Below are 22344 nucleotides of genomic sequence, written 5' to 3'. Positions count from 1 at the left end.
CGTCAGGCCGAAGCCGGGATGCGGGCCACGAGGCGCATGGAGGTGGTGAGTTCCTCCATCTGCAGCCAGGGACGCAGATAGGCGACGGCGTTGTAGGAGCCGGGCGCGCCCGGGACTTCCTTCACGGTCACCTTCGCCTCGGCCAGCGGGAAGCGGGCCTTGGTCTCGGGGCCGGCGGCCGCGTTGCCGTTGACGTAGTTGCCGATCCAGCGGTTCAGCCAGGCCTCGGCGTCGCTCGCTTCCATGAAGGAGCCGACCTTGTCGCGGCCCATGACCTTCAGGTAGTGCGCGATGCGGCCGGTCGCCATGATGTAGGGCAGGCGCGAGGAGATGGCGGCATTGGCCGTCGCCTCGGGCGTGTCGTACTTCTTGGGCTTCTGGGTGGTCTGCGCGCCGAAGAACACGGCATAGTCGGTGTTCTTGTAGTGGCAGAGCGGCAGGAAGCCGAGCTTGGAGAGCTCCGCTTCGCGGCGATCGGTGATGCCGATCTCGGTCGGGCACTGCTGGTCCGTGTCGCCGCTGTCGGAGACGAAGCTAAAGCTCGGCAGGTTCTCGACCTTGCCGCCGCCTTCCGCGCCGCGGATCGCGGTGCACCAGCCGGTCTGGGCGAAGGCGTCGGTGAGGCGCGCGCCGAGCGAGAAGGCGGCGTTCGTCCAGGTGAACTTGTCGGGCGTCATGGCCGTGGTGCGGCCGCTGGCGTCGACGGGAGCTTCCTGGAAGTCGAACTCCTCGACCTGCGTGCCGGCCGCGCCGTAGGGCAGGCGCGACAGGACGCGGGGCATGGCGAGCGTCACGAAGCGGCTGTCCTCGCTTTCGCGGAACGAGCGCCACTTGATGTAGTCGGGCGTCTCGAAGATCTTTTCCAGATCGCGCGGCTTGGAGAGTTCGGTGAAGGATTCCAGGCCGAACATCTGCGGCGAGGCCGCCGCGATGAAGGGCGCGAAAGCCGCCGCCGCGACGTTCGACATGCTCTGCAGCGTGGACAGGTCGTCGGCGCCCGGGCCGAAGTCGTAATTGCCGATCAGCGCGCCGTAGGGCTCGCCGCCCGACAGGCCGAACTCGTTCTCGTAGATCTTCTTGAAGATCATGCTCTGATCGAATTCGGCGGCCTTCGAGAGATCCTTGCCCAGCTCCTTCTTGGAGATGTTGAGCAGGCGGATCTTCAGGTTGGAGCCCGTCTCGGAATTCTTGACGAGGTAGTTCAGCCCGCGCCACGAGCCCTCGAGCTCCTGGAACTCGGGATGATGCATGATCGCCGACAGCTGCTTGGAGATCTTGTCGTCGATCGCCGCGATGGCCTTCTGGAACGTGACGGCGAGGTTCTTGTTGAACGTCACCGTGCCGTTCATGGCCTCCTGCGTCAGGTTGCGCAGAAGGTCCTGGACCTCGTTGGCATCGGTGTTGCGGGTCACGCCGATGGCCTGGTCGAGAAGGCTACCGGAGGTGGCGGTGGCTTCCGCGCCGCCGGCCGACTTCAGCTGGGTCTCGCTCATCACTCGTCTCCCTTGCCCGAATCCGTGCCGAGCTGGCTGGCCAGGGCCTGGATCTGGTCGGTGTTCTTCAGGACTTCCTCGAGCAGGTTCTCCAGCTCTTCGGAGCGGTCGACCTTGGTCATGAGGTCGCGCAGCTTGTTGCGCGCTTCGAGAAGCTTGCGCAGCGGCTCGACCTGCTGAACGATCGCGGCCGGCTCGAAATCGGCCATGGACTTGAACTTCAGGTCCACGGCGAGTTCCGAACCGTCGTCCGACAGCGTGTTGTCGACGCGGAACTGAGCGCCCGGCGTCAGGCGCTGCAGCGTCTCGTCGAAATTGTCGCGGTCGATCTGCGTGAACTTGCGCTCGCGCAGCGGCTTCTGGGGCTCGTAGGACTTGCCGGAGAAGTCGCCGAGCACGCCGACGACGAAGGGCAGTTCCTTGCGGACTTCGGCGCCTTCCGTCTCGACATCGTAGGTGATGTGAACGCGGGGCTTCCGCACCCGGTTCAGTTTATGCTGCAAGCTTTCGGACATAGCCCTCTCCAGTATTGAAGCGATTACCACCCATCGTTCGAGTCCGGCTTGCTTTCGCTATAGCTGCTGCCGCCGCCGCTGTAGGACGGAGCGGCGGAGGCGACCGGTTGAACCTGGGCAATTTCGGTGATGCCGTCGCGGCGCATGCCGGCGGCCAGAATGAAGCGGCTGATATGCGATGCGTCGTTGGAGAGCTCCTCGAGGAGCTCGGGCAACGACATGCGCGCGCGGCGCACCGCCTCGATCAGCGTATAGGAAATCGGCGCCTGCGGCTCGGTGCGCTGGAAATACTCGGCAAGCTGCAGAACGGCGTGCAGCGCCTCCTCGCGATTGGCGAAACCGTTGGTGCGCGGCGCGGCGACGCCGCTCGCCACCACCACCATGCCGGCGGCGGGCGCGTCGCCGGAAGTCACTGTAGGGGGCGGGGCGGCGGCGGCTGCGCTCGCGGCCGAAGCCTTGTCCTGCGCCTTTTCCTGGGCGGCGATCTTCTCGGCGCCGAAATGGCGGATCGAGCCGGCGACATGCTCCAGAAGCTCACGCAGCGGCGTGAAGGACGGCGCGTCGTAGCCGGCCGCCGTGTCGAGCGAGGTGCCAAGCGCGGCCAGCGCCTTCAGCGCCTCCTCGACCGTCTTCAGGAGGTCGTAGAGATCGCGTCCGGGGGTTTCGGCGAGACTCTCGCGGAACTGCTCCAGCGACATTGAACCGCTGGACATCCGCGCCGCCTTGCGGGCCGGATCGGTGATTTTCTCCAGCTCCATCGCCTGATCGTAGTTCCAGATCGAGGCGGTGCGCGTCAGGCCGACGAGCGGCAGGGTGCGAAGGGTCTGGGCGAGCGTGCCGGCCGCGCCCGCGCCGCTGAGCGCCGCGATGGCCGTCAGGCGCCCCTCGTTGCCGTCTTCCTCGTCCGGCAGCGGATGAACCGTCTCCCAGAACCCGTCGACGAGGGCGGTGAGGAGCTGCAACCCGTCGCGCAGGCCGGCAAAGCCCTCGAGGCGCGTCAGCGCCTCGGTGGTCCAGGCAGCGATCTCGAGGTCCTTGGCCTGTTCGGCCAGAAGGTCGAGCCCGCTCTGCTGCACGGTCGCCCAGGTTTCGGGCGGCAGGGCGCCGGCATCCACATTGGCGCGCTCGGCCGCGCGCGAGGCGGAGCGGGCGTCCTTCACGCGGTAGTAGAGCGACTGGCCGGAACTGTCGGCGCGCGGATCGCTCCCCGACGGCGCGTCGTCGCCGAAGGGCCGGGACAGGGTCTCGAGATCGATCACGGCGGGAAGCGACATCAGTTCGGCACTCTGTTGGAGAAGGACCGCGCGCCGCCCGGCTGGCGGCCGTCGCCGCCATTGCCGATATCGACGCCGCGGCGGATCGCATCGCGGAAGAAGCCCTCCGCGCCGGCCGGATCGCCGGCGGCGACCGCAAGGAGGATCGAGGCGGCGACGCCGGTCGGCGCGAGCACGGGGTCGGGCACGACTTCGGGCAGGCCCTCGGGCGCCATGCTGCCGCCCGACCAGAAGGCGGCGAGCGCGGCATAGGCGCCGGGCGTGGCGGACTGCACGCTCTCGGCCGCGCGCAGGCACAGGAAGCGCCGCTCGTCGCTCGTGTCGTAGACCCAGTCCTGCGCCGCCGAATAGGCGGGGTCGGGGTCCGCCGAGGTCGCGCCCGGAATGGCGAGGCCCGTCATGCAGGCCCACCAGACGCCCTCGCGCACCGGCAGCGCGAAGGCCAGAAAGCGAACGGCGTCGGAGAAGTGGCCGCCCCGGTCGAGGAGCGTCAGAAAGCTCTGGGGCGAAAGCGAGGGCGTGAGATAGGCGCAGGCGTCGGCGCTGAGCGCCACGCGTCCGCAGACTTCGGCGGCGGACGCGGCGCTGATCTTGCGAATGGGGGCGAGAGAAAGCGTCATGGTCAGTTGATCTTCACCAGGCCGCCATTGACCTGCGTCATGCCCGAGCCCTTCACGTCGACCATGAGACCGGAGAGCTCGGCCTTGGCGGTGGCCTGCGCCGTGATCATCGGGCCCTTGATGGTCACGCCCTGCGGCGTGACCTCGATCGTGCTCTGCCCGCATTTCAGGGTGATGCCCTGCAACGCCTCGATCGTCACCTTGCCGGCGGTGCAGACCTGCGACAGGTTGCCCGCCTGCAGCTCGACATTCATGTTGCCGCCCTGCAGCGCGATCGAGAGGTTGCCGGACCCCAGTTTCAGACTGTCGTTTCCTTGCGTCAACGTCACGGTTCGATTGCCCTGGCTGATCTCCAGCGTTTCGTTCCCTTGCGAGATCGTTTCGGAGCGATTGCCTTTTGACAAGGTAAACTTATCGTTTCCGTCCGAGATCGTGGTGGTCCGGTCGTTCTTGATCGTGCGGGTCTGGTCGTGACCGACATCGAGCACGTCGTCGTTCTCGACCACGCGCTTGAAGTCCTTCTGGGCGTGGAACAGGACCTGTTCCTTGTCCTTGGTGTCGTCGAAGGACAGTTCGCTGAAGGTCTCGGTGTTGCCCGACTTGGTGGAGCGGGTCCGCAGGCCGCTCTTGTTCATCTCGCCGGGCAGGGCGAAGGGCGGCGTCAGGTCGCCATTGTAGAGCGCGCCGGTGACGAGCGGCTGGTCCGGGTCGCCGTTCAGGAAGTGAACCACGACCTCCATGCCGACACGCGGAACGAACTGCATGCCCCAGCTCTTGCCGGCCCAGCTCTGGGCCACGCGAATGAAGCAGGAGCTCTGCTCGTCCTTCTTGCCGAGCCGGTCCCAATGGAACTGGACGCGCACGCGGCCATGCTTGTCGGTGTAGATTTCCGAATCCGACGGGCCGACCACGGTCGCCGTCTGCGGCCCGTGGGCGCGGGGCTTGGCCGTGTGGATGGCGGGGCGGGCGGTGCGGCCGGCGGGAATGGCGCGGAAGCGGTTGGAATAGGTCGCCTTGCCCTCCTGCTTGGGCCGGCTGTTGAAGAAGGACGGGTCGATCAGGTGATGCTCGACCGAAACGGTGACGAAGCTCTCGCCCGAGAACGCGGCGCCTTCCAGAAGCGTCACGTCGTCATGCGTGTCGCTCTCGATGGAGAACTTCTTTCCCGGAACGAGCGAGGCGGCGGTGGACTGGCCGTCCAGCTCCTCGGTCATCGCGTCGGCGGCGTCCATGTTGCGGCCGCCTTGCGCCTTCTGCTGCGCCTCGACCGCCTCGCCCTCGCCATAGGCGAAATGCTCCCAGCCGCTCCAGGCGCTGGTCAGCGACAGGCTGCTTTCGCTGGAGCCGTCGATCGGCGTCGCGGGGGCGGTGAAGTCGAACTGGCGAAAGGCCCATTTCGTGTCGGCCATCCGGCGGTCGAGCGCGACGGACTGAACGAGGCGCTCGCCCTCGGTGCTGTTCTCCGAATGGCGAAGCGCCGCGCCGGACGCGGCGGCGTATTTCACGGCGCTGTTGGCGACCACCAGCGTGTGGGCGCTCGCCGCGTGCTCGAAATAGAAGAAATAGCCTTCCTCCTCGAAGAGGCGGGAGACGAAGGCGAGGTCGGTTTCGCCGAACTGGACGCAGTAAGGACGCGGCGTCTTGGCGCCGACGATCTCGAAGCGGAAATCGGTGATCTTGCGCTCGCCGAAGATCGCGGTCGCGATGTCGACGACGCTCTGCTCCTGGAAGATGCGGTAGTTCGAGGAATGGCCGAGCACCGAGAGGCTCGGCTCGACATCGATCTCGTAGCGGCGATAGCCGCTGCGCAGGCGCGGGCCGAAGCGCAGGTTTGTCACGATCCCGTGGATGTACCGCGTCTCGGTGGAATAGCGCGCCAGCGTCAGGCCGACGCCCTGGCCCAGAAGATCGGCGGGCGCGAAGGGGCGGCTGCACAGGCCGCGCAGACGGAAGGCGAAGAGCCGCGAAAGAGATTCGCGGCCCTCCATTTCCTCGACCACGAGCACATCCTGGCCGAGCGGCGTTTGAAGCCGCAACCAGCGCTGATCCTGCGACAGGGAAACCGTCGACATGGGGACCTTTCAGGATGACGTCGGGGACGTTGCGAGGACGAAGATCAGGCGCTCTTGCGGGTCGCCATGTCGTAGGTCGTGGTCTGGGCTTCGCCCGTGTTGTCGATCTTGGCGACCGAGTTCTTCATCATGACCTTCGTGAAGTTGAAGGACAGGCTCTCCGTCGGACGGTCGCCACCCGAGGAGATCGAGTAGCCCGAGGTCATCGTGTTGGTGAGCTCGTAGCGCAGGAACTCTTCCTCGCCGTCCTTCTTGGTGCGGGTGAGGGCGATCTCGACCTTCACCGGCTGGCCGTAGAGGGCCTCTTCCAGAAGCTTGTGCGAAACCTTGTCGAGCTGCTTGGTCACGCTGACCTCGCTGACCGAAGCGGCCGAGCTTTCGCGCACGCCGGACGTGCCGTCGGCCGAACCGATGCCACGGCCGACGCCCCACTGCATGCTGCCCAGCTCGATCCACTTCTCGAAGCCGGCGGCGGTGACGTTGCCTTCGAGGTCGTTGTACTTCAGGTAGATAGCCATGAATGCGGTTCCTTCGTTATGAAAAGCAGGATGAGAGAGGCGGGCGACGACGCGGTTATTCAGCCGCGACCGGTTCTTCGACCGGGAGCAGGTCCCCCTCCGCCGCGTCGGCGGGGGTAAAGGTGAAGCTGCCCTGCGGATCGATCGCGATCCGAACGTCGGGCACTTCGCGATCTTCCGAAATCCAGGCGAGGACCTGCGCCGAAAGCTGGGGCAGGAGGCTGCGCGACAGGATGTATTCGATGTTGCGCGCGCCGCTCTCGACCTCGGTGCAGCGGGCCGCGATGGCGGCGACGAGCGCGTCGTCCCACACGAGGCGCGCCTTGTAGGTCTCGGCGAAGCGCTTGGCGATGCGCTTGAGCTGAAGCTCCACGATCTGGCGGATCACGTCGTCGGCGAGCGGGAAATAGGGGATCACCGAGCAGCGGCCGAGGAAGGCCGGCTTGAAGTTCTTCAGAAGCTCGGGGCGCAGCGCCTCGGCCAGATCCTCCGGGCTCGGCCGCGTCGCCGGATTGGCGCAGAGGCGATGGATGAGGTCCGTGCCCGCGTTCGAGGTCAGGATGATGACCGTGTTCTTGAAGTCGATGTCGCGCCCTTCGCCGTCGCGCAGCATGCCCTTGTCGAACACCTGATAGAACACGTCCTGCACGCCCGGATGCGCCTTCTCGACCTCGTCGAGCAGGATCACCGAATAGGGGCGGCGACGAACGGCCTCGGTCAGGACGCCGCCTTCGCCATAGCCGACATAGCCGGGAGGCGAGCCGACGAGCATGGAGACCTTATGCTCTTCCTTGAACTCCGACATGTTGATGACGGTGAGGTTCTGCTCGCCGCCATAAAGGAGTTCGGCGACGGCCAGCGCCGTTTCGGTCTTGCCGACGCCGGACGTGCCGACCATCAGGAAGACGCCGATCGGCTTGCGCGGGTCGGACAGCTTGGCGCGCGAGGTGCGGATCGTCTCGGCGATCGCTTCGAGCGCCTGCGGCTGGCCGATGACGCGCTCTTCGAGGCGCGGCTTGAGGTTCAGGACCGTCTTGATCTCGTTGGAGATCATCCGGCCGACCGGAATGCCCGTCCAGTTGGCGATCACTTCGGCGATGGCCTGGCTGTCGACGGTGACGCGCATCAGGGGGTGCTCGCCCTGGAGCGCGGTCAGCTCGTCGCTCAAGGTCCGCAGCTCGGCGCGCAGCGCGTCCGGATCGGCCGTGTCGCCTTCGGGGCGCTCGGCCTGGCCGAGATCGTCATGGAGCGCGCGCATGCGGTCGACCAGCGTCTTCTCGCGCTCGAACTGGCCTTCGAGCTCCGCGAGGCGCTCCTGCGTCTTGGCGCGGCGCTCCTCCAGCTCGCCCATGCGGGCGGCATGGTCGGCGCCGATGCGGGTTTCACGGCCGAGCACGGCAAGGTCCGTGTCGAGCATCTGGATCTGGCGCCTTGCGTCCTCGATCGCGGCGGGCGTCGAGTTGCTGGCGACGGCCACGCGCCCCGCCGCCGTGTCGAGAAGGCTCACCGCCTTGTCGGGAAGCTGGCGGCTCGGAATGTAGCGGCGCGACATGCGAACCGCGTCTTCCACCGCTTCCGACAGGATGCGCACGCCATGGTGGCGCTCCAGCGTCGGCACGAGGCCGCGCATCATGGCGATCGCCGCCTCGTCGCCGGGCTCCTCGACCTTCACCACCTGGAAGCGGCGGGTGAGGGCAGGGTCGCGCTCGAAATATTTCTTGTACTCGGCCCAGGTCGTGGCCGCGATCGTGCGCATCTCGCCGCGCGCCAGCGCCGGCTTCAGAAGGTTGGCCGCGTCGTTCTGGCCCGCCGCGCCGCCGGCGCCGATCAGCGTATGGGCTTCGTCGATGAACATGATGATCGGCTTGGCCGAGGCCTTCACGCCCTCGATCACGTTCTTCAGGCGGTTTTCGAACTCGCCCTTCATGCCGGCCCCGGCCTGGAGCAGGCCGAGATCGAGCGACAGAAGCTCGACGTCCTTCAGGCTGTCGGGCACGTCGCCCGACGCGATCTTCAGCGCGAAGCCTTCCACGACCGCCGTCTTGCCGACGCCGGCCTCGCCGGTGAGGATCGGGTTGTTCTGGCGGCGGCGCGTCAGGATGTCGATGATCTGACGCGTTTCGGCGTCGCGGCCGAGAACCGGATCGATCTGCCCGTCGCGGGCACGGGCCGTCAGGTTGACGGTGTACTGCTCGAGCGCCGCGCCGGCCGCGCTGGTGGCGGCGCGCGGACGGGCCGTCTCGCCCTTGGCCGCGCCGTCCTGCGGCGCTTCGGAGGAGGAGGCGGTGATCGTGGCGAGCGCGGCCTTCAGGTCCTCGCCCTTGATCTTGGCGAGTTCGCGCGAGGCGTCCCGCGCCACGGCCGACAGCGTGTCGTCGCCCATCAGCGCCGCCAGGATATGGCCGCTGCGAACGCTCGCCTCGCCCGATTCCAGCGAGGCCAGGAGCCAGGCTTCGCGCATCAGGCGGATGATGTTGGGCGCCAGCGACGGCGCGCGGCTGTTGCCGGTCTTGAAGCGGTCGAGGACGCGGGTCAGGTCGGCCTGGAGGCGCGAAACGTCGACGCCGAAATGGCGCAGGATCGCGGCGGCATCCGTGTCGGCGGGCTCGGCCAGCTTGGTCAGCCAGTGCTCGATCTCGACATTGTAGTGCGTGCGCGAAAGGGTCAGACCCACCGCGGCTTCGAGGGATGCGCGGGTGGGCGCGTTGAGGCGCCCCACGAGAACCTGCAGATCGACAGCCAATGGACTCTCCTGGTGCCTGAGCCTGACCGAGGCCTTGCCGGGTTCGTTGGAACCGAGGGGCGAGGCGTCGCGTTACAGGAGAGGTACACCTTAAGTGCGGCCTTGTTCGACCCCACCGGAGCGCCGGTATTTGGCCCTGCGTCTCAGAAGCTTCTGAATTGTCCAATCGTGCCGGATGATTTTCGCGGAGCCAGCCGCACGCCGTGCGCGCGGCCTGACCAAGAGCCGAATCGCGCCCTCAGGCGACCGCCTCGTCCACGCTCGCGAAGACCGGAAACAGGCGCAGGAAGCCGCTCATCTCGAACACGAGGCGGATTCGGCTGTTGAGGCCGGCCAGCGCCAGCGAGCCGCCCGGCACCGGCTTGATCTTCTTGGCGGCGGACAAAAACACCGACAATCCCGTGCTGCTGATATAGTCGACGCCGGTCAGGTCGAGCACCAGCCGCGTGTCGCCGCGCTGGATCACCGCCGACAGATGGCGGTCGAGAAGGGGCGCCGTGCCGCTGTCGAGACGGCCGACGAGAGCCACAACGAGCCGATCGTTGCGCCGAACTTCGGTGATATTCATGATACGATCCCAAAAACTCGCTCTGAACCGACGTCGTCAAGGCTTCGTCAATTCAGTTTCTATGTTCTACTCATCGAACAGCTCTCTTACAAATGCGTTTCATGACCGCTTCGTCCGTTACGCCGCATGCCCGCACGCCCGACGAGCGGCTCGCCGCCGAGATCGCGCGCCTGTTGCGGCCGCAACGTTTCCCCAGCCGGCGCGACCTGGAACTGGCCGGCGTCGCGGGCGAGGGCGCTGGCGCATACGCCTTCTATGATGCGTTCTGGCTGCCGGGCCGCGTTCTGGCGTTGGGGGCCGCGCAGGTCCGGCGCGGCGGCACGGCGGGCGCCTTGCGGGCGAGCGCGCTCCATCGCCTCCTGCGCGCCGCGCTCGCGCTCCAGGTCGAGCCCGCCGAAACGCTCGATCTCGCCGAATCGGCTTACGCTGCGGAATTTCCCGGCGACGACTTCGATCTCGCCTTCGCGACGCTCGATCCGGCGACGGGTCGCTTCGCCGGCTTCGGGCGGGGCCATTATTGCCTGAGCGTCGGCGCACAAGCGTCGGAAGGCGAGGGGCTGCTGCCGGAGGGCTCGGTTCTCTGGCTCGCCGTCGGCGCGCGCACGCTCGGTGCCGTCGCGGCGGAGGCACCCGAATTCGGCATGGACGATCTCGCCGCGCGCCTGCGCGAAGCGAGCGGGCCCGGCGCGGCGCTGGTCGGCGTGACGCTGCGCTCCCTCAAGCGAAAGGGCGCGCACGATTTCGCCATTCCCAACGATCTCGCCGCGATCGCGGGTCTCGTGTCCGACATCGAGGCGACCCTCTCGCGCGAGGAGGTGCCCGACATGGTCGGCGCCGCGCTCGGCCTCGCCTTGGACGAGCTTCTGACCAACACGGTCAGCTACGGCTATCCCGACAACGGCTGGCACGAGATTCTCGTCGATCTCGAAGTGACGCCCGGCTGCGTCGATCTCACCGTGCGCGACGACGGGCGGGCCTTCGATCCGCTCCAGTCGCCCGAGCCGGACCTCTCCGGCGAGATCGAGGATCGCGAGGTCGGCGGGCTCGGAATCCACTTCGTTCGCACGCTGGCGGACGAGCTTTCCTATGCCCGTGAGAGAGGATGGAATGTTTTGAGACTGAGGAAGCGATTCGCCCCCGAGGCGGCGCTTGATTCGTCTGGCGGTTGATTCCACGAGAGTCTAAGCAAAATCCGTCGAGTCCCGCAGCACCGTCTGCGCAAGGTTCCTTTCATGCCGCCAGCCGCCCGAATGACCGATATGGTGCTTCAGGACGCACCGCATTGTCATGCGCCCATCCATCCGGCGGCCCCCGTTCCCGCGCCCGCGCCCCATCCGGCCATGCCCCTGCCGATCGTCATGGGCCAGCCCAATGTCCTGATCGGCGGCCTGCCGGCCGCGCGCCTCACCGACATGACGCAGCCCTGCGTCTTGGCCGGCTGCGCACCGGGCGGGCCGGGCATGTTGTCGCTCGGCTCGGCGACCGTCCTCATCGGCGGCCTGCCGGCGGGCCGCGTGTCGGACCTCACGACCCACCCGGCCTGTGTCGCGCCGATCCCGAGCCCGACCGGCAAGGTTCTGCCGCCCGGCTGCCCCGTCGTGCTCATCGGGGGCTGAATGCGGCTCGCCCATTTCCATGCGCTTCGTCCGGTCTGCCCGGCCTGCCGCCTTCAGGGCACGCTGGCGCCCCTGGCGCTCGCCTGCGTGGAAGAGGAGCGGGACGAGATCGTGTGCTCGGGTGTCCTCGGATGCGAGGCCTGCGGCAACCGCTATCCCATTCTCGACGGGCTGCCGGTTCTGGTGCCCGATCTGCCGCGCTTCCTGTCGGACAATCTCTTCTACCTGACCATGCGCCGCGACCTGACGCCGGGCGTCACGGCGCTCCTGGCCGAGGCGACCGGGCCGGGCGCCGGGATCGACGCGATCCGCCAGCATGTCTCCTCCTATGGCTGGGATCATTGGGCCGATCAGGACCCGGCCGAAGCGGGGGGCGAGCAGGTCGAGCCGGGGCAGGTGTCGCGCGTCCTCTCGCAGCTTCTGGACGGTCTGCCCGCGCCGCTTCCCGATGGCCCCATCCTCGATCTCGGCTGTGGCGCGGGGCGCACCACGGCGGATCTCGCCGAGCGCACCGGGCAACTGGTGCTCGGCGTCGATCTCTCGGTACCGCTCGCGCGCGTCGCATGGGATGCCGTGGTCGGCGGCCATGTCGCCTATGAGCGGCGCCGCGCCGGTCTTCATTTCGAGCGGCGCAGCTTTTCCGTGCGGGCTGAAGGCAAGGCCGACATCTGGATCGCCGATGCGCTCGCGCTGCCCTTCGCGGACGAGAGCTTCGCGCTCGTCACCGCCCTGAACCTTCTGGACTGCCTGCGCGACCCCAAGGCCGCGCTCGCCGAGTTCGGCCGCGTCCTGACGCCGGGCGGCGCCTGCGCGCTCGCCACCCCGTTCGACTGGAGCGGCGCGGCGACGCCGCTCGCGAACTGGCTGGGCGGGCGCGGCGCGCAAGGGGGCGAGGGCGCGCGCTGCGACCTCGCCTTGGACGCGCTCCTCTCGGAAGGGCCGAGTGCGGCCGGCGCGCTTCGTCGCAGCCGCGCGCCGGGCGAGGCGGAATGGCGCATCCGCCTGCACGACCGCTCGGCCATGCAGTATCTGACGCATCTCTCCTGGTCCGCCAAGGGCCAGCCGGGTCTTGCGGCTTGACGGGCCTTGACGCATGGTCAACGCGGCCGAAGGCCGGTGCGCAGGGTGCAAGCCCGCCGCCGGCGGCTGACGGCCGTTCGGCCCGTCCGCCCGGCTCGGGTCTTCGATCCAATCTTCGACATCCGCCGCTTCCGGCGGAAGGGGCCGGGTCTCGGCCCGACAACGATCGCGGCGCGGCAAAGAGCATGCTTCTCACCCTTACCCTCCAGGGACCTTCGCGCCTGATGGGGGCGGCCCGGTCCAGGACCCTCAGCGCCGGCAGCCTGCTGATCGGCCGCTCGCCCGTCTGCGACTGGGTGCTGCCCGATCCCGAGCGCGTCGTGTCCGGCCGCCATTGCCGGATCGACGCCGAGCCGAACCGCTTCGTTCTGACCGATCTCTCCACCAACGGCGTGTTTCTCGGCGAAGCCGGCGAGCCGCTGGGGCCAGGCGGCGTCGCGGAACTGCGGGACGGGCAGGTGCTGCGCCTCGGCGACGCGCGCATTCTGGTCGCCCTGTCGGGCGAGGCGGGCGAGACGGGCGAGGCGCAAGGCGCGCAGGCCGACAGGCTGATCGCCGACGACTGGTTCGCGCCGACAGCGGCGGTCGAGGCGCCGATGCCGATGCCAATCCCCCTACCGGCCACGACCACGCCCGTGATCCCCGATTTCGACGATCTTCTGGTGGAGGAACTGACCGCCCCGCCGATGCCCGCATCGGCGCTGCCGGCGATGCCGTTCGAGCCCTTCGCCTCCGAGCCGGCCGCCCCCTTCCGTCCCGATGCGCCGTCGGGCGCGGAGGTCATGGCGGCGCTCGACGAGGCGCTCGTGTTCTGGGAGCCGGAGGCCGCCGCGCGGCTGCGGGCCGATCTGGCGCGGGCGCTGGCGCGGCGCGGCCTGTCCGGTCCGGCGCTCGGCTCTGGCGAGATCGGCCCTGGCGAGATCGGCCCTGGCGAGATCGGCCCCGGCGAGATCGGGCATGCGTGAGATGGGTCTCAACCGCCGCCACCTCCTCGCCCTCGCGCTTCTTCTTCCCGTCGCGGGTTGCAGCCTCCTGAAGAAGGACGAGCCGCCGCCGGCCAAGGAAATCGAGATCAAGAAGCCCGCCGAGGGCGCCAAGATCGACTTCCTCGCCACCGCTTCGCCGCTCGTCAACCCGGGGCGCGACGGCGTGCCGTCGCCGGTCCAGCTGCGGCTCTACATCCTCTCGGCGCCCGATCTCTTCACCGAAGCGAACTTCTTCGAGCTTTGGGAAAAGGACGAGGCGACGCTGAAGGCGACGATGCTCGGCAAGAAGGAACTCTTCCTCATTCCGGGCGACGTGCAGCGCATTTCCGCGCCGCTTGCGCCCGACGCGCTGGCGGTCGGCGTCACTGTCGGCTTCGAGGATTTCCAGAAGGCCAAATGGCGGGCGATCATTCCGCTTCAGGGCGAGAAGACATTGAAGATCCGCGCCAAGATCGAGAGCGACTCGGTCACGCTCGGTCCGCAGGACGATTGAGAACAAGAGCCTTCGCCCGCGTGGGGACGCGCGACGAGGGAGCGAAGGGGGCTGGAACGTCATGGCATTTGCGAACAGGGTCGTCTGGTCCGAGGGCATGTTCATTCGCGCCCAGCATTTTCAGCAGGACCTGCGCTATGTGGAACGCCTCGTGCGCGGGCGCGCGGCCGGGCTTCGCGGCTATGGCTGGGGGCTGACCGAGCTGAAGCTCAACCACGAGCTTCTTTCCACCGGGCGCTTCGCGGTGGAGCGTGTGGCCGGTGTCTTCGAGGACGGCACGCCCTTCGTCATGCCCGACGACACGGCCCATCCCGAGCCACTGCTTCTGCCGGCTGCCACGCGCAACTGCATCGTCTATCTTTCCGTGCCGATCAGCCAGCCCGGCGGCTTCGAGGCGGCCGGCCCGAACGGCGAGGCGACGACACGCTTTCGCGTCGTGGAGCGGGACGTGCCCGATTCCAATGCCGGCGAAACCGAACTCGCGCCGATCCAGGTCGGCGAGCTGCGCCTGTCCTACACGCTGGAAACCGCCGAGCGCGCGGGCTTCCACCATATCGGCCTCGCGCGCGTCATCGAGGTGCGCTCCGACAACAGCGTCGTTCTCGACAACAACTACGTGCCGCCGCTCCTCGACAGCGCGGCCTCGCCCTATCTCGCCGCCCTTCTGAACGAGGTGGTCGGCCTCCTGAACCATCGCGGCGAGGCGATCGCCGGGCGGCTCGTGGCGGGCGGCGGGGCAGGAACCGTGTCGGACATGACCGATCTCCTGATGCTGCAGGTGGTCAATCGCTGGCAGCCGGTCTTCGAGCATCTGGCGGGAGCCTCCACCGCCCATCCCGAAACCGTCTTCACCGCCGTCGCCTCGCTCGCGGGCGAACTCTCGACCTTCACGAGCGCCGAGCGCCGGCCGCGCCCGCTGCCGGCCTATCGCCACGACCAGCTTCAGCCGACCTTCGCTCCCGTGGTGATGGCGCTGCGGCAGGCGCTGTCGACCGTTCTCGATCAGGGCGCCATGGCGATCCCGCTCACCGAACATCGCTACGGCATCCGCGTCGCGCAGGTGCCCGAGCGCTCCATGTTCGCCAAATACAGCTTCTTCCTGGCGGCCAAGGCCAACATGCCCGCCGACACGCTGGTTCGCGGTCTCGTGGGTCAGGTCAAGATCGGGCCGGTCGAGCAGATCCGCGAGCTCGTCAACACGGCGCTGCCCGGCGTGCCCTTGCGCGGCCTGCCCGTCGCGCCCCGGCAGATCCCCTATCACACCGGCAAGGCCTATTGCGAACTCGACCGCTCCTCGCCCCTGTGGCGGCAGTTCGCGACGTCGAGCGGCATGGCGCTGCATGTAGGCGGCGACTTTCCGGGTCTCGAACTCGAACTCTGGGCGGTGAAGGACTAAGCCGTGCAGACGAGACCGCCCAACCCCTTCGCCGATCCGCTGGCCGGCGACACCGGCTCCGACGCGACGATCCGCCGTCCGCTGCCCGGCGCCGCGCCCTATCCGCCCCAAAGCGGCCAGGGCTCCTTCGGCGCCGCGTCCGACTGGAACGCGCCGAGCCCGGGCTTCTCGCCCTTCGGCGGCGCGCCGCGCTCCGATCCGTTCGGCCAGCCGGGCCCCGGGCGCGATCCCCTCGATTTCGGCCTCGGCGGGCCGGCGCCCTTCGGCGGCGCGCCAGGGTCCTACCGCTCCGATCTCGGGCCGCTGGCCGGCTCGATCCGGCTCGGGCCGGATTCCCATGTCGAGCAGGCTTTCGAGCTGGCGGCGCTCAATCCGCTGGTCGCGGTCGCCTCGCCGCTGCTCTGGCTCGCCGCGCGGCTTAACGAGAGCCTGCCGGTGGACGACGTCGCCCAGTTCCGCGCGCGGGTGATGGAGGACGTCTCGCGCTTCGAGACCAATGCGATGACGCGCGGCGTCGCGCCCCGGCTCGCCCGCGTCGCCCGCTACGCGCTCTGCGCCACGATCGACGACATCATCCTCAACACCGCCTGGGGCGGCCAGTCGGACTGGCCGGCCAAGGGCCTGGTCAGCACCTTCTATCAGGAGACCTGGGGCGGCGAGCGCTTCTTCGATCTGCTCGGCCAGCTCTACGCCCAGCCGGAAGACAATCTCGACGCGCTCGAGCTGATGGCGCTCTGCCTGTCGATCGGGTTCGTCGGCAAATACCGGGTGGGGGAGGGGGGCGCGGCGCATCTGGCGCGGCTGCGCGGCGAGCTTTACCGCACCATCCGCCGCCTGCGCGGGCCGCACGAGCGGCGATTGTCGGCCGGTTTCGCGACGGTGGACGCGCCCTATCGGCCGCCCGCGCGCATGATCTGGTTCTGGGTTCTGTCGGCCGCCGCGATCGCGGCGCTGATCGCGCTCTATCTCGTTCTCGGTTTCCTCCTGTCCTGGCGGGTGGATGCGGCGGCCGAGCGCGTCGCGGCGCTGCCGCCGGCCATGCCCGTCTTCGTCGGCGCGCCGGATGTGCCCGCCGTTCCCGAGCCCTTCGCGCCGGAAGCGCAGACGCAGCTCCAGCGCGTTCAGGCCGCGCTCGGCGCCGACATCGCCAGCGGCGAGGTCGAGGTGGTCGAGGAGAACGGCGACATCGTCGCGCGGCTCCTGCGCGCGTCCTTCCCGACGGGCGGCACGGCGATCGGGGAAACCGAAGCGCCGCTCCTGCGCCGCATCGCCGCCGCCTTGAACCCCGAGCCCGGCCCGATCACCGTCGTCGGCCATACCGACAACGTGCCGATCGCCAATCCCTCGCCGACGCGCAACAACGACACGCTGTCGCGCGACCGCGCCGCGTCCGCCGCGGCCATGCTGCAACGCTTCCTCACCGAGCCCGGCCGCGTCACCTTCCTCGGCCGAGGCGACAGCGCGCCGATCGCCTCCAACGCCACGGCGGAAGGGCGCGCGCGCAACCGCCGCGTCGAGTTCCGCATCCAGGCGGAGGACGCCACGCCGTGACACCGCGCCATCTCGCGGCCTGGATGCTCGGTCTCCTCCTGGCGCTCGGCGCCGGGCTCGTCGTCTGGCGTCTGGCGCCGATCGGCTCCGACGACGCGCGCCTCGTTCTCGCCGCCGCGCCGATCGTCGTCTGGGCGATCCTCCTCCTGTTCTTCGGCGGCGCGCGCACGAGCGCGGGCTCGGCACCCGAGATCCAGGCCGAGCCCGAAGTCGCGCGCGAATGGCGCTCGGCCTTGGCGGCGCGGCGCCTTGCCGGCCCGCATCAGCGCTATCGCCTGCCGCTCTTCGTGCTGATCGGCCCGCCCGGCATGGGCAAGTCGCAGCTTCTGGAGCGCTCCGGACTCGATCTCGACGCGCCGGTGGAAGCCGACGGCGCGCGCTGGTGGATCGGCTCGGAAGCGATCTTCGTGGAGATCGGGAGCGAACCCGCCGCCGTCGAGCGTCTGGCCGCCGCCCTCCATCGCTTCCGGCCGGCCTGTCCGCTGAACGGCGTGATCCTCACCGTCAGCCCCGCCGATCTGACGCTCGCCGATGCGCTGGAGCGCCGCGAGATCGGGGAGGGGCTCGCCGCGAGCCTCGCCGCCCTGGAGGCGCGCCTTCGCTCGCGCCCGCCCGTCTATGTCGTGCTCACCAAGATCGATCTCGCTCCCGGCTTCGTGGAAGGGTTCGAGACGCTGGAGCCGGGCGAGCGGCACCAGCCCTGGGGCTTCTCCTTTCCGCTCTCGCTGCGCGACGGCGCCAAGACGGCCGATGTCGTGGACGCCTTCCATGCCGGCGTGCGCAGCCTCGTGGAGTCGACGCGCAACCGGCTTCTCGATGCGCTGGCGCGGGTGGACGATCCTCTGCGGGGCGGCCGGCTGATCGGCTTCGGCGCGCAGGTCGCCGCGATGGACCCGATCGTGGACACAGTTCTGCGGCCGATCCTTCCCTCCGACGTGCGCCGACGCAAGGGCGCGTTCCTGCGCGGCGTTTATTTGACAAGCTCGCAGCAGGACCCGCTGACGATCGACGCGCTTCTGCCCGATCTCGCCGCGCGCTACGCCATGCCGCGCAGCGGCACGCTCCCCGATATCGACATGGGCGATGCCGAGCACGGGTTCTTCGTGGCCGGAATGCTGCGCGACGCGGTGATCCGCGAGGCGGGGCTCGTCGGCCTCGCGCGGCCGCCCTGGTTCCGCCGTCCCGTGTTCGGGCTTCTCGTGCTCGTCCTGTGCCTGACCCTCTCGCTGCTCGGCGCGACCTGGCTGCGCTTCAGCTACGATCGCGCGCAGGGGCGCATCGAGCGCTTCGAAGCCCAGCTCGCCCGGATCGACGCGACGAAGCTCGCCTCGCGCGAGGCCAATCTCGAAACGCTCGGTGCCGTCGCCGCGACCACCGACCGTCTCGGCCGCCTGGACGAGGGCGAGGGGCTCGGCGCGCCGTTCCAGCCCTTTGCCGGCCACGAGCTTCGGGCCGCGATCGACGCCGCGCATGAGCGGGCGCTGCGCAACAGTCTTGCCCCGCATCTCACCGCGCGCCTCGCGGCCGATCTCGTGGACCGCGACGCCGATCCGTCCGCTCTGGCGCAGAGCCTCAGCGCCGCTTCGTCCGAAGCCGCCGACCATGCAGAGGCGCTCGCCGGCTGGATCGAGAGCACCGCCGCCGCGCTGCCGGACGCTTCCGCTCGCGCGGCCTTCCTGCACGAGGCGCCGCTGGCGCTGGCGCTCGTGCCGGCCCGGCCGGAGCCTGTCTATCTCGACACGGCGCGCCGCATCATCGCCTGGAAGGAAAGCCAGCCATGAGCGCGCCCGGTTCGCGCGGCCGCGTCCGGCGCTTCTTCACCCATCCGCTGACCTGGATCAGTTTCGCCGCGCTCGTGCTCGCCGCGCTGGTCTGGTTCGTCGCGCCGCTGATCTCGGCGGGCGAAACGCGGCCGCTGGCCGACGCCGCGCCGCGCCTCGCGCTGCTTCTCGTGCTGGTGCTCGTCTGGGGCATCGCCGCCGCGCTTCTCGGCTGGCGAAAATCCGGCGCGGACCAGCGGCTGGTCTCGTCGCTGCGGATGCAGGAGGCCGAAGCCTCGGCCAATAGCGAGCGCGATCGCTCCGAAACCGACCGGCGCTTTTCCGTGATCCGCCGCAAGGCCGACGAGACGCTGGCGCGACTGGGGCGGGACGGCGGGCGCGGCCGGATCGGCCGGCGCATCTTCCGCTTGCCCTGGTATCTGGTGATCGGGCCGGAGGGCGCTGGCAAGACGGCGCTGCTTCTCAACGCCGATCTCAGCCTGCCCTTCGGCCCGCCGCAGGGCGCGGGCGGGCCGACCGAGGATGTCGATTTCCTTCTGGCCGAGAACGCCGTCTATCTCGACCTGTCCGGCCGCCTCACCAATGGCGGGCGGGACGCCGCGCTCGAAGCGCAGCTCTGGCTGCGGCTCCTCGATCTCGTGCGGCGCCTGCGCCGACGCCAGCCGGCCTGCGGCATCGTTCTCGTGGTGGACGCGGCGAGCTTTGCCGAACTCGGCGAGGAAGGGCGGCGCGCGCTCGCCAAGACGCTGCGCCGCCGCTTGGACGAGGCGGGCGAGCGGTTTCGCGCGCGCCCTCCCGTCTATCTCGTCTTCTCCAAGATCGATCGGCTCCTCGGCTTTTCCGGCTTCTTCGAGACGGCCGACCGCAGCGAGCGCGAAAGCGCCTGGGGCATGCCCTTCCTCGCCTCGGAGGACGAGCGCGAATTCGCGCCCGCCGAGCGCTTCCGACAGGGCTTTGCCGACCTTGCCAAGCGCGCCGCCGAATGGCGCCTGCCGCGCCTTCAGGAAGAGCCGGACGCCCGCCGCCGCGCTCTGGTCTACGAGTTTCCCGAGCAGTTCGCCGCACTCGGCGATCTCGCCGCGCCCTTCATCCAGATCCTCGCCGTTCCGCATCGCTTCGATCGCCCGCCCTTCCTGCGCGGCGTCTTCTTCGCCTCCGCCCGGCAGGACGCGCCGCCGATCGACCTTCTGGGCCTTGCGGCCGGCGAGAGCTTCGGCGCGCCGTCCGGCCTGCCGCGCCCCGGCGAAGGCGCGCCCGCGCGCTCGAGGCCCTTCTTCCTGCACGAGCTTCTGGCCTCGCTCGCCCCCGGCGAGGCGGTGCGCAGCGGCTTGTCGGCCACCGCGCGCCGGTTCACGCAGCGCTGGCAGGCGATCGCCGCCGTGCTCGTGGTTCTCGGCGCTCTCGGGTTTGCCGCGCATATGATCGCCCGCCACGAGGCGGCCGTCGCCTATGCGCGGGACATCGAGAGCCAGGCCGCCCTCGTCGAGGAGCAATTGTCGGCGACGCGCTTCGGGCCGCGTCTGCCGCCCTTCCGCGACATCCTGCCGATCCTCAACAATCTGCGCGCGCTCGCGGGCCGCGAGCCCGGCGAAGAGGCCGAGCGCGTGGCGGAAGTGCCGGCGCTCGAAGAGGACGCCGAAGCGGCTTACTCCGCCGGGCTCGACCGGCTCTTCGTGCCCTATCTCGCCGCCGGCCTGCAGGCGACGCTGGAGAGCGACGCGACGGGCGCGGCCGATCTCTACCAAGGCTTGAAGCTGACGCTCGCGCTCGGCGGCGAGCGCCCGCTCGCCTCGCTCGACCTGCCGCGCCTGGGCGCATGGCTCGCCCATCTCTGGCTCGGCGGGCACCCGGAAGCCGATCAGGCGGCCTTCGCGGCGCATGTCGTGGCGCTCGGCACCCATGCCGTGACCCCGCGCCCGGCCGACCCGGCGCTGATCGCCGAGACGCGGCGGCGCATCGCCGCCTATACGCTGGCGCAGCTCGCGCTGGATCTCGCCCGCGCACAGCCGGAGGTCGCCGCGCTCGCGCCCTGGCGGCCGAGCGACCACAGCGGCGCGTCCGGCTCGCTCGTCCTGGCGCGGCTCGGCGGCGCCTCGCTCTGGGACGGGCTGCCGGGCTTCTTCACCGCGAGCGCCTTCCGCGCCGTCTCGCTGCCGGCGCTGCGCGCAGGCGCCAGCGAGATCGAGCGCGACGCCTGGGTTCTGGGACCCGGCCAGGGCACCGACGCGCGCGCCATTCTGGAGGGCACGCTCGCGCTCTACAGCGCCGAGGCGATCCGCCTGTGGGACGGGCTCCTGTCCGATCTGACCGTGCGGCCGATGCCGACGGCCGCCGACGGCGCGCGCGTTCTTTCGGTTCTCGTCACGCAGCCATCGCCCGTCACCGAACTCCTCTCGGCGGTGGCCAGGGAAACCGATTTCTCGCCGCCCGCCGCGCCACCCGCCGTCGCGGGCGCGCTCGCCACGGCGCTCGCGCCGGCCGCCGACACGCTCGGCCTCTCGGTTTCGGCCAACCCGGCGCGGGCGATCACCGAGGCCTTCGCCCCGCTGCGGCAGGCGAGTGCCGCGCCGGAAGGCGGCACGTCGCAGGTCGCGGGCGTTCTCGCCGCGTTCGAACCGCTCTATCGCCAGCTCAATCACATCGCCAAAGGCGGCAACGTTCTGGAACTCGGCGCCGAGCCGCAGACGGTGTCGGCGCAGATCGACACGCTGGTGGCCGCGCTTCCGCCCTCGCTCCAGCCCTTCTTCCGGCGGCTGCAATCGGCGGCGATGGACCTGATCCTCGGCGCCTCGGGCGAGCGCCTGCGCGAGGTCTGGAACACGACGGTCCTGCCGGCCTGTCAGGCGGCGACCGCGAACCGCTTTCCCTTCAGCGCGCGCGCGGCCAACGACACGCCCTTCGAGGATTTCAAGGCGATGTTCGGGCCGCAGGGGCAGATCGCGACCTTCCGCGAGAGCTATCTGAAGCCTTTGATCGACACGACCGCGCGGCCCTGGGTCTGGCGGCCGGGCCGGGCCGAGGAACTCTCGCTGAACGACGCGGCGCTGCGCGGTTTCGAGCGCGCCGACGCGATTTCGCAGGCCTTCTTCCCCGGCGGCGACGGGCCGGCCGCGCGTTTCACGCTCCTGCCGGTGCGCCTGGACGCGCGGGTGTCGAGCGCCCGGTTCGACATCGGCGGCCAGACGCTGCGCTATGCCAACGGACCCGCCGTGCCGATGAGCGGGCAATGGCCGCCGGCCGTGCCCAACGCGCCGGCCGTTCTCACCATGACGCCCGAGATCGACGGCGCCGCGAACATGAAGATGGGGGAGGGCCCTTGGGCGCTGTTCCGCCTGCTCGATCAGGCCGACCAGCGCCGGCTGGTGGACGGCAACGCGCTTCTGGCGACCTTCTCGCTTGCCGGACGGGCCTTCACCTTGAAGCTGACGCCGGCCGTGTCCCGCAGCCCGTTCGAACTCAAGCTCACGGAAAGTTTCCGCTGCCCGCAGCTCTGACTGCCCCCTGAACGCCGTCGAGGCCGGGCCGGATCGGCAGGACGGGAGAACGTCTCCTTGACGAAGCGTGGGGCAATCGGGTTCAGGTCGAACCGGACTGGGTGATCGCCGAAAGGCGTTCGTCCCGGATCGAAGCGCCATTGC

Annotated in this window: 17 protein-coding genes; 9 read left to right on the top strand and 8 right to left on the bottom strand. The window is 69.5% G+C overall.

Annotation, left to right across the window (positions count from 1 at the left end; all coding sequences use genetic code 11):
• Positions 1–2 precede the first annotated feature (2 nt).
• From tssC to B146_RS0112800, 8 genes are all read right to left on the bottom strand, one after another.
• A complete protein-coding gene (gene tssC / locus B146_RS0112835; protein ID WP_407638557.1) occupies positions 3–1496 on the bottom strand; it encodes a type VI secretion system contractile sheath large subunit in 1494 nt (497 codons plus the stop codon).
• The gene (gene tssB / locus B146_RS0112830; protein ID WP_019996849.1) at positions 1493–2008 is read right to left on the bottom strand and encodes a type VI secretion system contractile sheath small subunit; all 516 of its coding nucleotides are present in this window, start codon (positions 2006–2008) and stop codon (positions 1493–1495) included. The genes tssC and tssB overlap by 4 nt, the downstream gene beginning before the upstream one ends.
• Before the next feature lie 23 nt (positions 2009–2031).
• Positions 2032–3282 (bottom strand): type VI secretion system protein TssA, encoded by a 1251-nt coding sequence (gene tssA, locus B146_RS25955; protein WP_019996848.1) that lies wholly within the window; start codon positions 3280–3282, stop codon positions 2032–2034.
• Positions 3282–3902: a DUF6931 family protein gene (locus B146_RS25950; RefSeq protein WP_019996847.1), complete on the bottom strand. Its 621-nt coding sequence runs from the start codon at positions 3900–3902 to the stop codon at positions 3282–3284. Before B146_RS25950 ends, tssA begins: the two co-directional genes overlap by 1 nt.
• 2 nt (positions 3903–3904) lie before the next feature.
• Positions 3905–5974: a type VI secretion system Vgr family protein gene (locus B146_RS0112815; protein ID WP_019996846.1), complete on the bottom strand. Its 2070-nt coding sequence runs from the start codon at positions 5972–5974 to the stop codon at positions 3905–3907.
• A gap of 44 nt (positions 5975–6018) precedes the next feature.
• Positions 6019–6492, bottom strand: a complete 474-nt coding sequence (locus B146_RS0112810; RefSeq protein ID WP_019996845.1) for an Hcp family type VI secretion system effector — start codon at positions 6490–6492, stop codon at positions 6019–6021.
• A gap of 55 nt (positions 6493–6547) precedes the next feature.
• On the bottom strand, positions 6548–9235 hold the full coding sequence (gene tssH, locus B146_RS0112805; RefSeq protein ID WP_019996844.1) for a type VI secretion system ATPase TssH: 2688 nt from the start codon (positions 9233–9235) through the stop codon (positions 6548–6550).
• Positions 9236–9473: 238 nt separating this feature from the next.
• Positions 9474–9803 (bottom strand): STAS domain-containing protein, encoded by a 330-nt coding sequence (locus B146_RS0112800; RefSeq protein WP_019996843.1) that lies wholly within the window; start codon positions 9801–9803, stop codon positions 9474–9476.
• A gap of 101 nt (positions 9804–9904) precedes the next feature.
• Here B146_RS0112800 and B146_RS27765 point away from each other — a divergent pair, with 101 nt between their 5' ends.
• The 9 genes from B146_RS27765 (at position 9905) to tssM (ending at position 22200) form a co-directional block, all read left to right on the top strand.
• Entirely contained in the window at positions 9905–10972 is a 1068-nt protein-coding gene (locus tag B146_RS27765) for an ATP-binding protein (RefSeq protein WP_162141944.1), read from the top strand.
• Positions 10973–11035: 63 nt separating this feature from the next.
• On the top strand, positions 11036–11419 hold the full coding sequence (locus tag B146_RS0112790) for a PAAR domain-containing protein (protein ID WP_026358573.1): 384 nt from the start codon (positions 11036–11038) through the stop codon (positions 11417–11419).
• The gene (locus tag B146_RS25940) at positions 11420–12499 is read left to right on the top strand and encodes a methyltransferase domain-containing protein (protein ID WP_019996840.1); all 1080 of its coding nucleotides are present in this window, start codon (positions 11420–11422) and stop codon (positions 12497–12499) included. It begins immediately after the preceding gene.
• 185 nt (positions 12500–12684) lie between these two features.
• Positions 12685–13464 (top strand): type VI secretion system-associated FHA domain protein, encoded by a 780-nt coding sequence (locus tag B146_RS0112780; RefSeq protein ID WP_019996839.1) that lies wholly within the window; start codon positions 12685–12687, stop codon positions 13462–13464.
• Positions 13457–13978, top strand: coding sequence for a type VI secretion system lipoprotein TssJ (gene tssJ / locus B146_RS27760; RefSeq protein ID WP_019996838.1), 522 nt, complete (start codon positions 13457–13459; stop codon positions 13976–13978). The genes B146_RS0112780 and tssJ overlap by 8 nt, the downstream gene beginning before the upstream one ends.
• A 61-nt stretch (positions 13979–14039) precedes the next feature.
• Positions 14040–15374 (top strand): type VI secretion system baseplate subunit TssK, encoded by a 1335-nt coding sequence (gene tssK / locus B146_RS0112770; RefSeq protein ID WP_019996837.1) that lies wholly within the window; start codon positions 14040–14042, stop codon positions 15372–15374.
• 3 nt (positions 15375–15377) lie between these two features.
• Positions 15378–16925 carry a type IVB secretion system protein IcmH/DotU gene (gene icmH, locus B146_RS30080; protein ID WP_019996836.1) on the top strand — a complete coding sequence of 516 codons (1548 nt, stop codon included), beginning with the start codon at positions 15378–15380 and terminating at the stop codon, positions 16923–16925.
• Positions 16922–18706: a type VI secretion protein IcmF/TssM N-terminal domain-containing protein gene (locus tag B146_RS0112760; protein WP_019996835.1), complete on the top strand. Its 1785-nt coding sequence runs from the start codon at positions 16922–16924 to the stop codon at positions 18704–18706. The genes icmH and B146_RS0112760 overlap by 4 nt, the downstream gene beginning before the upstream one ends.
• Entirely contained in the window at positions 18703–22200 is a 3498-nt protein-coding gene (gene tssM, locus B146_RS0112755; protein ID WP_019996834.1) for a type VI secretion system membrane subunit TssM, read from the top strand. Before B146_RS0112760 ends, tssM begins: the two co-directional genes overlap by 4 nt.
• Positions 22201–22344: the final 144 nt, after the last annotated feature.

This window comes from Aureimonas ureilytica DSM 18598 = NBRC 106430 (assembly GCF_000382705.1).
GTDB classification, from domain to species: domain Bacteria; phylum Pseudomonadota; class Alphaproteobacteria; order Rhizobiales; family Rhizobiaceae; genus Aureimonas; species Aureimonas ureilytica.
The sequence above is the reverse complement of the archived record's forward strand: the minus strand, read 5'-3'. Positions and strand labels throughout refer to the sequence as shown.